Origin of the sequence: Virgisporangium ochraceum (genome assembly GCF_016863655.1) — a bacterium.
Taxonomy (GTDB): Bacteria; Actinomycetota; Actinomycetes; order Mycobacteriales; family Micromonosporaceae; genus Virgisporangium; species Virgisporangium ochraceum.
This window is the reverse complement of the sequence record NZ_BOPH01000102.1, coordinates 1-12,902: the sequence shown is the minus strand read 5'-3', so window position 1 is coordinate 12,902 and position 12,902 is coordinate 1. Positions and strand designations below refer to the sequence as shown.

The following is a 12,902-nucleotide window of genomic DNA, read 5'->3' as shown; positions in this document are numbered from 1 at the left end:
CGACCGTGAACGCATGCGCAGAGCGGACGAGAACCATGGCGGGCAGCGATGAACGCCGACGTGGTGGGCCGGCCCGTCGTCGTCGGCGTCGACGACTCCCCGGGCGCGCTGGACGCGGTCCGCTGGGCCGCCCGGTACGCGGACGCGGCCGGCTTCCCGGTGCGGCTCGTCCACGCCACGACGGTCGCGGACACCGCGGGCTCGATGACCACGGTGATCCCGGGGCCGTTCGGGGTGGCCACCGTCGGCCTGCACCGGCCGCGCCCGTCCGGGGACCGGCTGCTCGCGGCCGCGCGCGCCGAGGCGGCCCGGGTCGCGCCGCGGTGTGCGGTCTCCGTGCGCACCGCGTCGGACACGCCGGTGGCGGCGCTCGTCGACGCGTCGTCGGACGCCGCTCTGGTCGTCGTCGGATCCAACGACCGCAACCGGTGGGTCACGCTGTTCGACTCGGTCGCCGCGCGGGTCGTCGCCGCGGCGCACAGCCCGGTGGTGGTGGTCCGCGGGGACGCGGCGCCGGCCGGGCCCGTGGTCGTGGCCGTCGACGACTCCGACGGCTGCGAACCGGCCCTGCGGTTCGCGTTCCTCGAGGCCTCCCGGCGCGGCTGCGCCCTCGTCGCCGTGCACGCGTGGCAGATCCCGCTGGTCGCCACCGGCGCCGGCCCGCGGTCGGCGGCGGTGCCCACCGTCGACGTCGCCGCGCGGGACGTCGCCCTGGCGGCTTGGCGCTCGGTGACCGACACGATCGCGCCGTGGCGTGCGGTCTTCCCCGACGTCGCGGTGGAGGAGCGGCTGCTGCAGGGCCCGCCGGACGTGCTGGTGGCCGCCGAGACGTCCGGCGCGGCGCTCGCGGTCGTCGGCTCCCGCGGACGGGGTCCGGTGGCCGGACTGCTGCTCGGCTCCACCAGCCAGGCCCTCATCCACACGTCGCGGTGCCCGGTCGCCGTCGTGCGCGACACCCGGCTCCCGACGGACGCGCACCGCTGACCGACCGCTGACCGGACCGCTCGAACGCCGGGGTGGGGTACGTTGTCGACGCCGATCGGTGATCGACGACGAAGGGGCTCGATGGGCGACCTGGTGAACCGCGGATGCTGATCCGACCGATGGAGGCCGGCGACGCCGGGGCGGTGCTGCGGATCTACCAGGCCGGCCTTGACACCGGCCACGCCAGCTTCGAGACCACCGCACCCGGCTGGCCGGCGTTCGACGCGGCGCGGCGCCCCGGCCACCGCCACGTGGCCGTCGACGACAGCGGCGCGGTGGTGGGGTGGGTCGCCGTGTCGTCGGTCTCCACCCGCCCGGTGTACGCCGGGGTGGTCGAGCACTCCGTCTACGTCGATCCGGGGGCACGCGGCCGCGGCCTCGCCCGGCGGCTGCTGGACGCGTTGGTCGCCTCCACCGAGGCGGCCGGCATCTGGACCATCCAGTCCGGCATCTTCCCCGAGAACACGATCAGCCTCGCGCTGCACCGGAAGGCCGGGTTCCGCGTCGTCGGCACCCGCGAACGGGTGGGCCGCCACCACGGGCGCTGGCGCGACGTCGTCCTCATCGAGCGGCGCAGCCCGGAGGTGTCGTGAGGTACGCGCCCGTCGCAGGGTTGGACACGCCGGTCTCGCGGCTGGTCCTCGGTTCGATGGCGTTCGGTCCCGACCGGTCGGCGCACTGGTTCCCGCTCCTCGACCGCTACCGCGACGCGGGCGGCAACTGCGTGGACACCGCCGCCATCTACGGGAACGGCGCCGCCGAACGCACGGTCGGCGCGTGGATGGCCGAGCGGGGCAACCGGGACGACATCGTCCTCATCGGCAAGGGAGCGTGCACCACCGAGTGCACGCCGGACCTCGTCAGCACGGAGCTGGACGGGTCCCTGCGGCGCCTGGGAACCGACCACGTCGACCTCTACCTGATGCACCGCGACAACCCGGACGTCCCCGTCGGGCGGTTCGTCGAGCGGCTCAACGAGCACCTGCGCGCCGGGCAGGTGCGGGCCTTCGGCGGCTCGAACTGGTCACCGCGCCGCCTCGCCGAGGCGAACGCCTACGCCGAGCGGCACGGCCTGGTCGGGTTCGCGGCCGGCAGCCCGCAGTTCTCCCTCGGGCACTGGAACGAACCGCCCTGGCCCGGCTGCCTGACCGCCACCGACCCGCCCACCCGCCGCTGGTACGCGACCAGCGGTCTCGCGTTGTTCGCCTGGTCCAGCCAGGCCAGCGGCTTCTTCACCGGCCGGCACTCACCCGCCGACGGCGCCGTGCCCCCGGACACCGACCCGGCGCGGGTCTGGTTCAACGCCGGCAACATCCGTCGGCTGGAGCGGGTCCGGGCGATGGCGACGCGGCGGGGCGTACCCATGGCGCAGATCTCCCTCGCCTACGTCCTCAGCCAGCCGGCGCACGTCTTCGCCCTGACCGGTCCGCTCACGCTCGGCGAGCTGGACGACGCGGTCGCCGCCGTCGACCTGTCCCTGACCGCCGACGACCTGCGCCATCTCGACCTCGAGGACGACTGACATCTCGAGGACGACCGAAACCTGGAGAACGACCGGGGCGCCGCCGATCAGGCCGGCCGGTCGGGAAGCTCGAACAGCTCCAGCTGGATCCCGTCGGGGTCGCGCAGGTACAGGATCTTCGTTCCGGCCAGCGCACCGGCCTCGACACCCTCGCCGTCGCGCAGCACGACCGGGTCCGCGTTGACGTGCACCCCCCGCCGCACCAGCTCACGGTGTGCCGCGTCGAGGTCGTCGACCTCGAAACACAGGTGCATGACCCCGACGTCGCAGTTGCGACCGGCGAAGGGCTCCGGCCGCGGGTTGTCGTACTGGATGAGCTCCAGGAGAACGTTGTCACCGGCCAGCGCGAACGAGGCCCGCATCGACGGGTTCTCGAGCTCCACGACCGCGCCGATCGCCGGGTTCGTGGCCGAGATCGTCACGCCGTTGGGCACGATGCCCAGGACGTCCGCGTACCACGCCACCGACCGCGCCAGATCGCTGACCGGCACCCCGATGTGATTCATCCTGGTCACTCTGCTCATGATCGCCATCATGGACGGCGTGACGACGCCGTGGAAGGCACGGATCTTCCGCGTACAACGGGTACCACCCTGCACGACCGACCGGAGGCGGATTCTGTGGTAGTGAACGAGCTCGGAGCGACGCTGCGCACGTGGCGCGACCGGGTGGACCCGGCCGCCGTCGGCCTCGCGGACGCGTCCCCCCGTCGCGTCGCCGGGCTGCGCCGGGGCGAGCTCGCGATGCTCGCCGGCATCTCCACCGAGTACGTGGCGCGCCTCGAACAAGGTCGCGCCGCGACGCCGTCGGCGCAGGTCTGCGCCTCCCTGGCCCGCGCGTTGCGGCTGTCCGACGACGAGGAGGCGCACCTGATGCGCCTTGCCGGCTTCGCCACGGGGCCGGACCGGATCCCCCGCCTGGTCCCCGGAAGCCTGCGACGCGTCGTCGACCACCTCGGCGCCAACCCGGTGGCCGTCTACGACGCCCTGTGGCGGCTGCTGCACTGGAACGGGCTGTTCGCGGCCGTCTTCGGCGACCCCGACGGCGTGCCCGCCGACGACCGCAACGCCCTGCTCGTCCAGTTCGAGTCCCGCAACCCCCGCGTCCGCCAGACCGACGCCGAGCGCGCGTACTTCGAGCAGTCCCTCGTGGCCGACCTGCGCGCCACCAGCGTCCGCTATCCCCACGACCCCGACGTGGCGGCGCTGGTCTCCCGCCTGGCCGGGAACGACCGGTTCCGCCGCCTCTGGGCGCTGCGCGCGGTGGCCGAGCACGACAGCGCCCACAAGACCGCCGTGCATCCGCGGGTGGGCGACATCCCGCTGGACGCCGATGTCCTGACCACGCTGAACACCGACCTCCGCGTCGTGGTCCTGACGCCCCGGCCCGGCACCGGTGCCCGCCGGAAGCTGGACCGCCTCGGCTGACGGAGCCGGGCGATCTACGTAGTTTTCGCCGATGCGGCCGACCTCCGTGGCCGGCGATGGTCGAGCCGACCTCGTCACGGACAACGGAGAAAGGACGCCCGTGTCACCTCACGTCGACGTCTCCCCCACCGCCGACCGGATCGGACGCACGCTGCTGGCCGTCTGCGCGATCGCCACCCTGGGCGCGTTCGCGCAGGGCATCCAGCTGATCGCCGACGCGTCCGACGACGACCTGATCACGCAGGCCTGGCGGACCTTCGCCTACCTCGTGTTCGCCGGCCTGTGGGGCATGCTCGCCTGGGCACCGCGGCAGCAGCGCGGCATGTGGGAGATGCTGTTCGTCCACAAGATCGCGATCACGGTGTTCGCGCTCGCGGTCATCGACAAGCCCACCGCGGTACAGCACGTCATCATCGACGGCACCGTCGTGGTCGCGACCGCCGTCGCCTACGTGCTCTGCCGCGGCTGGTACACCTAGATGATTGATTCCAAGGCCTGGCACGGGATGACTGGGCGTTTTGCCTGTTTGATGGCTGTTCCGCGACCCGCACGGGACCATCGGCCATCAACCGATGCCGATGGGTGGGAGGCTACGAACATCACAAACGCTTGTTGATGTTCATAGCCTCCCACCCGCTCACGATCATCGACGTATCGGTATGGCGGAGCTCCCGATCATCTAGCGCCCGGCCACGGCCGGGTGACGCCCGGCTCCGCGTACCCTTCGGCGGTATGCGGACCGTCGCTGCCACGTCCGGGGACCTCATCGGTCGGCGGGCCGAGATCGGACGGATCTCGGACCTGCTGGCCGCCGGGCGTGGTGGCATCCTGGTCCTGCGCGGGGAGGCGGGCATCGGCAAGAGCTCGCTGCTCGCCCACGCCCGCGCAGCGCACACGGGTTCGCGGTGGTCGACGCCTCCGGGTCGCAGTTCGAGACCCGGGCGCCGTTCGCCGCGCTGCACCACCTCTGCGCGCCGGTGCTGCACCACCTCGACGGGATCCCCGACGGGTACCGCACCGCGCTGCGGGTCGCGTTCGGGCAGCTCGACGGCGAGCGCCCTGCTCACCGCGCGCGGCCGGGCGACCCTCGACGGGCAGGTGCGGGACCGGCTCGTCGCCGAGGCGCGCGGCAACCCGTTGGCACTGCGGGAACTGCCCGCGGCCGGCGGGTTCGCCGCACCGGCCACCGGGTCGGTGCCGGGCCGCATCGAGCGCGAGTACCGGGACCGGCTGTCGACGCTCGCGCCCGGTACCCGCCTGCTGCTCACGATCGCGAGCGCCGATCCCACCGGCGATCCCGGGCTGCTGTGGCCGGCAGCGCGGACGCTGGGCGTCCCCGTCGACGCTGTGGAGACCGCGGAGACCGCCGGGCTCGTCACGACCGGCACCCGCATCCGCTTCTGCCACCCGCTCGCCCGGTCGGCCGTCTACCGCGCCGCGTCCGGGGAGGAGCGCCGACGGGCCCACCGCGCGCTGGCCGAGGTCACCGATCCCGTCGCCGATCCCGACCGGCGGGCCTGGCACCGCGCGCAGGCCGCCACCGCACCCGACGACGCCCTCGCCGACGAGCTGGAGCGGATGGCGTCCCGCGCCCGGGCCCGCGCTGGCGTGGTCGCCGCGGCGGCGTTCGTCGAACGCGCGGCGGCGCTGACCAGGGACCCGCGTCAGCGTGCCCGGCGCACCCTGGCCGCCGTCGGCGCCCACATCGAGTCCGGGCACACCGACGAGGCCGAGGCGCTGCTGACGACGGTCGGCGGGTCCACAGTGGACCCCCGCGTCGACCAGCTCCGGGGCCGGATCGCGTTCGTGCGCCACCACGACGGCGACGGTCCGGCGCACATGCTGCGGGCCGCGCGGCGGCTGGCGGCGACCGATCCGCGCGCGTCGCGGGAGTGCCTGCTCGACGCGTTGGAGATGAGCCTCGCCGTCGGCCGGTCGACCGGGGTGATGGACCGGGTGCTCGACGCCGCGCGCTCGGCGGAGCTCACACCGTCCACACAGGACCGTGACCACGACGTGCTGGACGCGCTGGCGGCGCTCACCACCGACGGGCACCGCGCCGCGGCCCCGCTGCTGCGCCGGGCCCTGGACGGCACCGGAAGTCCACTGTGGACACATCGGCCGGCCCTCGCGGTGATGATCGCCTCGGAGCTGTGGGACATCCACGCCCACGCCGCGATCGTCGGCTGGCTGCTGACGGCCGGCCGCGAGTCGGGATCGCCGATGCTGCTGCGCCTCGGTCTCGCGCAGTCCGCCTCGCACGCGGCGGTCGTCGGTGACGTCCCGCGCGCGATGGCCGCGATCGCCGAGGAGGTGGCCATCGCCGACGCGGTGGGGTGGCCGCCGATGCTGTACCCGCGGCTGCACCTGGCCGCGGTCCGGGGGCGGCGCGACGAGGCGGTCGGCCTGTTCGCCACCGCCACCGCCGTAGCCACGGCCCGCGGCGCGGGACAGCTGGTCACCAACGTCCACTGGGCGGCGGCCGTGTTCCACAACAGCGTCGCCGACTACCGGCGGCGCTGGCCGCGGCCCGTGCCGCGGTCGACCTCGACGACCTGTTCCTGTCCGGGATGGCGCTGCCCGAGCTCGTCGAGGCCGCGGTGCGCTGCCGCGACCGGCGCACGGCCGGGCGGGTACTCACGCACCTGGCCGAACGCACCGGGCCGAGCGCGACTGCCGACGGCACCTGCGCACCGCCCACGACCTGTTGGCCGACGCCGGGCTGGAGGCCTTCGCGGAGCGCGCCGCCACCGAACTGCGCGCGGCGGGCGAACAGGTCCACGTCCACGCCGTGCGGGCCTTCGACCGGCTGACCATGCAGGAGCTGTCGATCGCCCGGCTCGTCGCCACCGGTGCGACCTCCGCCGAGGTCGCCACCCGCCTGTTCATCAGTCCGCGCACCGTCGACGCGCACCTGCGCAACATCTTCCGCAAGCTCGGGATCACCTCACGCCGCCAGCTGAGGGACCGCGTCCCGGCCGACGGGCGGGACAAGGCCTAGCCGAACCGGCGCTGGTAGCGCAGCCAGCCGTCGTCGAGGAGCCGGAACCCGGCGTCGATCGTCGGCTCCGGGTCGGCGCTGCGGGCCGCGCCGAGCTGGATCTGCAGGGCGAAGCGGACGTAGAAGCGGATCTCGTCGCTCGGCCCGGTGAGCCCGAACTCCGCGGTGATCGCCGAGATCAGGGCATCCTCGTGGCGGAACCACATGCGTTCGGCGTACTCGGCGAGGGCAGGTGTCTGTTCCATCAGGGCGAGGAGCGACCGTTCGGGCTCGGACCCGAGCGCGGCGAGCTCCGCGAGGTAGTGCGCCTTCAGCGCGGCCGAGATCGAGGTGCCCGGCGGCCGGTCGGTCACCGCCGCGACGAGCCGCTCGTGCCGCACGTCCTCGTCGCCGAACGCGAGCGCCTCCTTGTGCGGGAAGTGCGTGAAGACGGTGGTCGGCGACACGTCGGCGCGGTCGGCGATCTCGCGGACGCTCACCGCGTCGAACCCCCGCTCGAGGAACAGCTCGTGGGCGGCCCGCACGATCGCCGCCCGGGTCGCCGCCTTCTTGCGCTCCCGCCGTCCGGTCACCTGCGCCTCACCCATGAGCACAGCCTACTGGACCGGCTCTCTACATGTATTGACTCTAAAACTGGTGTCGGTACAGTATTGATGCGACACCAGTTGTCAACACGGCGGCGACGCCGGGAGAGAAGGACCCATGACCGAGACGCTCGTCCAGGTGGACTCCCGGCGCGGGCAACGCGCCACGGCCGGCATCGCGCTCATCCTCGGCGGGCTGGTCTTCGTCGTCGCCGAGTTCATCGCCGCGGCGGCCTGGACGGATCCGCCCTACAGCTACACGTACCACTACATCAGCAACCTCGGGGTACACGGGCCCACGGAGGGGTTCGGGCAGGTCATGTACTCGCCGCTGGCCTGGGTCATGAACACCGGGTTCCTCCTGTTCGGGATCACCCTGTTCGCCGGCACCGCGCTGCTCGCCAACCTGCGCGGCCCGCGCGGCTGGGCCGTGCGCGCGCTGGGGTTCGTGGTGGCCGTCGGCGGGGTCCTGCTGGCGCTGCACCCCGGGTCCGGCGAGACGCCCGACAGCGGCGCCGTCGACCTGCACTCCATCGGCGCCCTGGCGTCCATCGTCGGCGGCAACGTGCTGGTCGTCGTTCTCGGGCGCGCACACCGGCAGGCCGCGATCGCCGCGACCACCGGCCGGGCCATGGTGGTGCTCGGCGTCTTCGGCCTCGTGTCGCTGGTCGGCTTCCTGTCCGTCGCCGGCACGTCGGCCGGCCTGATCGGCCTGGTCGAGCGCTGCGCGGTCTATCCCGTCCTGATCGGCTGCGCCTGCGCCGGCTGGTCCATCGTCAGGGGACGTCGGTAGCCGAGCGCCGGACGTGATCGGCGGCCAGGACCAGGTAGACGCTCGCGGTCCACGTGTACGCCCGGTCGCGGAGGCCGGCACCGGTGAGGGCGTCGAAGTTCTCGGCGAACCCGGACCGTTCGCACAAGGCCCGGAAACGGTCGCTGATGTCGTCGGCGAGCCGGACGTGACCGGCCCGGCGCAGGCCGTCCTCGACGAGGAGGGTCGACGGGGCCCAGATGGGCCCGCGCCAGTAGCCGTCAGGCTCGTACCGCGGGGAGTCGGGGTGCTGGGTCGCCGGGCCGAAGGCGGTGAGGTGGGTCCGGATCCGTGCGGCCAGCGCGTCGCTGACCGCCGGCGGCAGCTCGTCGCCGAGCGCGATCGCCATGCAGTCCAGGAGGCTCTCCCCCGTCCAGGTCGTCGTGGTGCCCGGTCGGCGGGCGGCGAAGCGGTCACCGGTCCACAGCGTCTCCAGCATCGCCGCCCGTACCCGGTCGGCCGTCACCGTCCAGTGCGACGCCTCGTCGGCGAGGCCCAGTGCCGTGGCGAGGTCGGCCAGTTCGCGCAGCTGGAGGACGAGGAACGCGGCGAGGTCGGCGGACTGCACGACGCGGTGCGCGTCGAACGTCGTCGCGTTGTCCCAGCCGCTGTCGTTGCCGTGGGTGTAGTGCGGCAGGACCTCGCCGGGGGCCCGACGGTGGGACAGCCAGAACCCGGTCCACCGGGCCAGGGAGGTGTAGGTCGTCCGCAGCTCGTCGGTGTCGACGGCGGGCAGCTGCCGGCGCAGCCGGCGCAGTGCCCAGCCGTGAACGGGCGGCTTGACGAAGTTGTAGAGCACCTCCGAGTGGGTGATGGAGTCCGGGACCGCGCCGGCCGGGTCCTGGTGGTCGAAGACGAGCCGGAACTGGTGCCACGCCAGGTCGGGCCGGCCGTCGGCGAGGGCCAGCGCGTTGAAGCAGTGGTCCCAGCTCCACACCTTGTCCATCCAGTGCTTCGACATCAGCACGGCCGGCCGGCGCAGGAAGCCGGCCGGCGCGACGGTGGCCGACCACAGCACGTACGCGGCGAGCCCGGCCGCGCTGGTGCCGGCCGTCCGCCAGGGTGCGACAGCGTCGACGAACGCGTCGAACTCGTCGGCGACGGCCTGGACGACCCGGTCGAACGGGAGGTCGGCGCGGTAGGGCGGGCGGGCACCGTCGTACTCCTCGACGGCCAGCTCCCACGGTCGGGTGCCGGCGACGACGACCACCCGTTCGGCGGTGCCCAGCGCCTCGAGGCCGGTGGCGTCGACCTCGCCGGACAGGACCGTCACGCGGTAGCGGCGGCCGGTGCCGTAGTGGGTGAACACGTAGGCGCCGTCGACCGGGTCGCGGTACAGGTACGTGCCGTCGAAGGGGGTCAGCGTCGACGCGGCCGCCGAGACGGCCATGCCGAGGCCGCGCCCGCGCAGCCGGACGGTGTCGGTCGTCTCGTACGCCACCTCGGCGCACCCGTCGGCGCCGGTCCACGAGAGCGCCGCCGGCGTGGCGGTCACCGTGGTCGCGGCGGTGCCGGCGCCGTCCCGCGGCACCAGGCGCAGGACCGGGTGCAGACCCGTCTGGTGCGACACCAGGTGCAGGTCGTCCGCGTATGTCTTCTCGGCCACGACCGGGGAGATCCCGAACCACGAGCCCGCCCGGCTGAACGGGATGTCCTGCACGGAGAACGTCAGGCGGGAGGGCGCGGTCATCCTGTGGCTCTCACTTTCCGGGGCACTGGAGGCGTGCGCCGGCCACCGCCCGGCGGTCGCGAATCGATTCGACACCGAACCGTAGAGCGGTTGGCCCACCCGGTCAAGCGCCGCGCCGGCCGTACGGTCGACGACCGGCACCTGGACGACGAATCGGTTCGACGCCGATGTCGACCATCTGCGGTACCGTCGCCACGACCGCCGCGCGGCCCGGACGACGGAGGAGCTCGGTTGAACATCGGAGAGATCGCCCGTCGGGCGGGCGTGTCCCGCAGCACCGTGTCGTACGTGATCTCCGGCCGGCGACCGGTCTCCGAGCAGACCCGACGGCGGATCCAGTCGGTCATCGACGAGCTCGGGTACCGGCCCAACGCCAGCGCCCAGGCGTTGAAGGAGGGCCGGACCCGCACGATCGGCCTGGTCATCCCCCCGGCCAGCCAGCGGCTGACGGACATGCAGCTCGGGTTCGTCGCCAGTGTGGTCGAGGCGGCGGCGCGGGCCGACTACGACGTCCTGCTCTCGCCGTCCGGCGGCGACCACGACCGCTCGTTCGAGCGGATCGCCACCGGGCGCCGGGCCGACGGCGTGATCCTGATGGAGATCCTGATGGAGGACCACCGGGTCACCCGGCTCCAGCAGGTCGGCGTTCCGTTCGTCACGATCGGCCGGACCCGCCACCCGGAGGACACGTGGTGGGTGGACGTCGCCTACACCGAGCTGGTGGCCCGCTGCGTCGATCATCTCGCCGACCTCGGGCACCGGAGGATCGCGCTGATGAACCGGTCCGCCGAGCTGGTCGCGGCCGGGTACGGCCCGGGACACCGGGCGCTGCGGGGCTTCGCCGAAGCCGTCGACCGGCGCGGGCTCCACGGGACCGACGTGTGCTGCGCCGACAACGCCCCGGCCGGCGAGGAGTGCATGGAGCGGCTGCGGGAGCGGCACCCGGGGATCACCGCCCTGGTCACGGTGAACGAGGCGGCCCTGCCCGGAGTCCAGCGCGCCCTGGAGCGCGCCGGCGTCGTCGTGCCGCGCGACTTCTCCGTCACCGGGGTCGCGGCCCGCCACTGGGCGGAGGACTTCCGGCCGCCGATGACGGCCGCGGACGTGCCGACGCACGACATGGGCGCGGCGGCGGTCGAGCTGCTGCTGGAGCGGCTGGCCACCCCGACCGCCCCGGCGCGGCACGTGCTGCACGCCCCGCCGGTGTCCCTGCGGGCCACCACCGGTCCGGTACCCGCGTCGTCACGCTGAGGCCCCGCCGGCGGAACGGGCCGCGTCGGGGCCGGTCGGTCGACCGGCCCCGACACCCGCGCCGGCGTACGCGGGGTCCACGGCGGCTCAGCGACCCAGGAGCCGCCAGGTCTGGTTGAGCGGGCTGCCCTGGCCGACCGGGTTGCACGTCCACTGGTGGATCGGAGCCCCCTGCGCGGTCGACACCGTGGACACGTCGACGCACTTGCCGCTGTGCCGGGCGACGAGCTGGTGGTCGTGGGAGTCGTTGCCCGAGTACGTCACCCTCCGCAGGACGAACTGCTGGTTCTGCTGACCGTTGCACGTCCACTGCTGCACGGCGGCACCGTCGGCGGTGGACGCCGCGTTGACGTCGAGGCACTTGCCGCTCTGCTGGTTCACCACCGTGTACGCGTCGGCCACGCCGGCGACCGGGCGGAAGTTCCACAGCTGCTGGTCGCCGCCCTCACAGCGCAACTGCTGCTGCCGGTTGCCGTCGTTGGTGCCGAGGTTGGTGTTGTCCAGGCACAGCTGGGAGTGCTGGGCGACCGCGACGGACTGGAACCCGCCGTCCGACGGGGGGAGCAGGGTGATCGTGTAGGCGTCGTCGGCGGTCGTGTGCGGCACGTTCACCGTGGTGGCGTTTCCGGACAGGGTGACCACCGAGTTCCGCACGGTCACCGGTCCCTGTACCGCTCCCCCGTTGTTGTACGGGATGCGCTGCACGACGACCCGGACCTGGTTGTTCTGCACGATCCCGGAGGTGGTGTCCAGCCGCTGAAGGGCGACCGCGACGTTGCCGGTGGTCCCGCCGCCGGCCACGAGAACCCTGGCGGAGCCGGTGGTCTTCGTGGCGTGGGCGTCGTAGGAGGTGCTCGGCGTGACGGCCGTCCGCTCGCCGGTCTGTGAGGCGTAGAACCGGTACACCCACCACTCGCCCTTCGGCAGGTACTGCCCGGCCGGGTTGCGGGTCAGCAGGTTGGCGAGGTCGTTGTGGAGGTTCTGGCCGCCGGCCCAGTTGGCGCGCAGCCCGTCGGCGCCGGCCCGCTCCAGGCGGGCGATGTACCAGGACCCGTCGCCCGGGTTCTGCTCACTCGTCGACCCGTACTCGTTGATCTGGTACGGGCGCGGGTGCGCGATGCCCCTCGCGTCGAGCGTGCTGTTGGCCGCCGCGACGTTGGCGACCGGGTCACCCGGCAGCGAGTGCCAGCTCACGATGTCCGGCACGACGTTGTTGGCCTTGACGTAGTCCAGGTACTGGTTCCACCACGCGTAGCCGGTCGACGGAACGCACGCGCAGCTCGGACCCACGATGAGCTGGTTGGGGAACTCGGCCCGGATCCGCTGGTAGGTACGCCGCCACAGCTCGAAGTACTGCGACTGCGGCCGGTTCCAGAACAGGGTGATGTTGGGCTCGTTCCAGATGTCCCACTCGACGGTCAGCCCGGCCGCCCGGACGTCGGAGAACAGCCGCGTCAGGTAGTTGTCGTAGTCGGTCCAGTTGCCGTTGTCGCCCGGGAACCGGCTGATCGACGCGCCGTCGGCACCCCACAGGTCGTGGTTGAGGAGCACGAACGTGCCCCCGAGGGCGGCGGTGCGCCGGGCCTGGGCGACGGTGGAGTTCCAGCGGCGTTCGTACCCGCCGCCGACCCA

Annotated in this window: 14 protein-coding genes; 8 read left to right on the top strand and 6 right to left on the bottom strand. The window is 73.3% G+C overall.

Going from position 1 to position 12,902, the window contains the following annotated elements:
- Nucleotides 1-48 precede the first annotated feature (48 nt).
- The 3 genes from Voc01_RS37010 (at nucleotide 49) to Voc01_RS37000 (ending at nucleotide 2,506) form a co-directional block, all read left to right on the top strand.
- Complete coding sequence (locus Voc01_RS37010) at nucleotides 49-984, top strand: universal stress protein (RefSeq protein ID WP_203932336.1); 936 nt, start codon at nucleotides 49-51, stop codon at nucleotides 982-984.
- A gap of 104 nt (nucleotides 985-1,088) precedes the next feature.
- The gene (locus tag Voc01_RS37005; protein ID WP_203932335.1) at nucleotides 1,089-1,577 is read left to right on the top strand and encodes a GNAT family N-acetyltransferase; all 489 of its coding nucleotides are present in this window, start codon (nucleotides 1,089-1,091) and stop codon (nucleotides 1,575-1,577) included.
- On the top strand, nucleotides 1,574-2,506 hold the full coding sequence (locus tag Voc01_RS37000; protein ID WP_203932334.1) for an aldo/keto reductase: 933 nt from the start codon (nucleotides 1,574-1,576) through the stop codon (nucleotides 2,504-2,506). Before Voc01_RS37005 ends, Voc01_RS37000 begins: the two co-directional genes overlap by 4 nt.
- A gap of 47 nt (nucleotides 2,507-2,553) precedes the next feature.
- Here Voc01_RS37000 and Voc01_RS36995 read toward each other — a convergent pair whose 3' ends face one another.
- Nucleotides 2,554-3,012, bottom strand: a complete 459-nt coding sequence (locus Voc01_RS36995; RefSeq protein ID WP_239160785.1) for a VOC family protein — start codon at nucleotides 3,010-3,012, stop codon at nucleotides 2,554-2,556.
- 120 nt (nucleotides 3,013-3,132) lie between these two features.
- On the opposite strand from Voc01_RS36995, the gene Voc01_RS36990 reads away from it, so the two are divergent.
- Both Voc01_RS36990 and Voc01_RS36985 read left to right on the top strand, forming a co-directional pair.
- Nucleotides 3,133-3,933, top strand: a complete 801-nt coding sequence (locus tag Voc01_RS36990; RefSeq protein ID WP_239160756.1) for a helix-turn-helix transcriptional regulator — start codon at nucleotides 3,133-3,135, stop codon at nucleotides 3,931-3,933.
- Nucleotides 3,934-4,033: 100 nt separating this feature from the next.
- Nucleotides 4,034-4,411: a hypothetical protein gene (locus Voc01_RS36985; RefSeq protein ID WP_203932331.1), complete on the top strand. Its 378-nt coding sequence runs from the start codon at nucleotides 4,034-4,036 to the stop codon at nucleotides 4,409-4,411.
- 1,186 nt (nucleotides 4,412-5,597) lie between these two features.
- Here Voc01_RS36985 and Voc01_RS36980 read toward each other — a convergent pair.
- Nucleotides 5,598-6,350: a hypothetical protein gene (locus tag Voc01_RS36980; protein WP_203932330.1), complete on the bottom strand. Its 753-nt coding sequence runs from the start codon at nucleotides 6,348-6,350 to the stop codon at nucleotides 5,598-5,600.
- Nucleotides 6,351-6,440: 90 nt separating this feature from the next.
- Nucleotides 6,441-6,578: a hypothetical protein gene (locus Voc01_RS36975; RefSeq protein WP_203932329.1), complete on the bottom strand. Its 138-nt coding sequence runs from the start codon at nucleotides 6,576-6,578 to the stop codon at nucleotides 6,441-6,443.
- Between the two features lie 62 nt (nucleotides 6,579-6,640).
- On the opposite strand from Voc01_RS36975, the gene Voc01_RS36970 reads away from it, so the two are divergent.
- Nucleotides 6,641-6,934: a helix-turn-helix domain-containing protein gene (locus Voc01_RS36970; RefSeq protein ID WP_203932328.1), complete on the top strand. Its 294-nt coding sequence runs from the start codon at nucleotides 6,641-6,643 to the stop codon at nucleotides 6,932-6,934.
- Here the strand turns inward: Voc01_RS36970 and Voc01_RS36965 are convergent.
- Nucleotides 6,931-7,521, bottom strand: coding sequence for a TetR/AcrR family transcriptional regulator (locus tag Voc01_RS36965; protein WP_203932327.1), 591 nt, complete (start codon nucleotides 7,519-7,521; stop codon nucleotides 6,931-6,933). The two genes, Voc01_RS36970 and Voc01_RS36965, sit on opposite strands and share 4 nt — an antisense overlap.
- Before the next feature lie 115 nt (nucleotides 7,522-7,636).
- Here Voc01_RS36965 and Voc01_RS36960 point away from each other — a divergent pair, with 115 nt between their 5' ends.
- Nucleotides 7,637-8,311, top strand: coding sequence for a DUF998 domain-containing protein (locus tag Voc01_RS36960; RefSeq protein ID WP_203932326.1), 675 nt, complete (start codon nucleotides 7,637-7,639; stop codon nucleotides 8,309-8,311).
- Here Voc01_RS36960 and Voc01_RS36955 read toward each other — a convergent pair.
- Nucleotides 8,295-10,019 carry an amylo-alpha-1,6-glucosidase gene (locus tag Voc01_RS36955; RefSeq protein WP_203932325.1) on the bottom strand — a complete coding sequence of 575 codons (1,725 nt, stop codon included), beginning with the start codon at nucleotides 10,017-10,019 and terminating at the stop codon, nucleotides 8,295-8,297. The two genes, Voc01_RS36960 and Voc01_RS36955, sit on opposite strands and share 17 nt — an antisense overlap.
- A gap of 231 nt (nucleotides 10,020-10,250) precedes the next feature.
- Between Voc01_RS36955 and Voc01_RS36950 the strand changes: the two genes are divergently transcribed.
- A complete protein-coding gene (locus Voc01_RS36950; RefSeq protein WP_203932324.1) occupies nucleotides 10,251-11,270 on the top strand; it encodes a LacI family DNA-binding transcriptional regulator in 1,020 nt (339 codons plus the stop codon).
- Nucleotides 11,271-11,357: 87 nt separating this feature from the next.
- On the opposite strand, the gene Voc01_RS36945 is transcribed toward Voc01_RS36950, so the two are convergent.
- Nucleotides 11,358-12,902: RICIN domain-containing protein (locus Voc01_RS36945; RefSeq protein WP_203932323.1), on the bottom strand; the 1,545-nt coding region annotated here is incomplete at its 5' end.

Excerpts from the sequence above, each read along its gene's own strand:
- Voc01_RS36955 (WP_203932325.1), bottom strand. The coding sequence starts at position 10,019 with ATGACCGCGCCCTCCCGCCTGACGTTCTCCGTGCAGGACATCCCGTTC.
- Voc01_RS36965 (WP_203932327.1), bottom strand. The coding sequence starts at position 7,521 with ATGGGTGAGGCGCAGGTGACCGGACGGCGGGAGCGCAAGAAGGCGGCG.
- Voc01_RS37005 (WP_203932335.1), top strand. The coding sequence starts at position 1,089 with ATGCTGATCCGACCGATGGAGGCCGGCGACGCCGGGGCGGTGCTGCGG.
- Voc01_RS37010 (WP_203932336.1), top strand. The coding sequence starts at position 49 with ATGAACGCCGACGTGGTGGGCCGGCCCGTCGTCGTCGGCGTCGACGAC.
- Voc01_RS36995 (WP_239160785.1), bottom strand. The coding sequence starts at position 3,012 with ATGAATCACATCGGGGTGCCGGTCAGCGATCTGGCGCGGTCGGTGGCG.
- Voc01_RS36960 (WP_203932326.1), top strand. The coding sequence starts at position 7,637 with ATGACCGAGACGCTCGTCCAGGTGGACTCCCGGCGCGGGCAACGCGCC.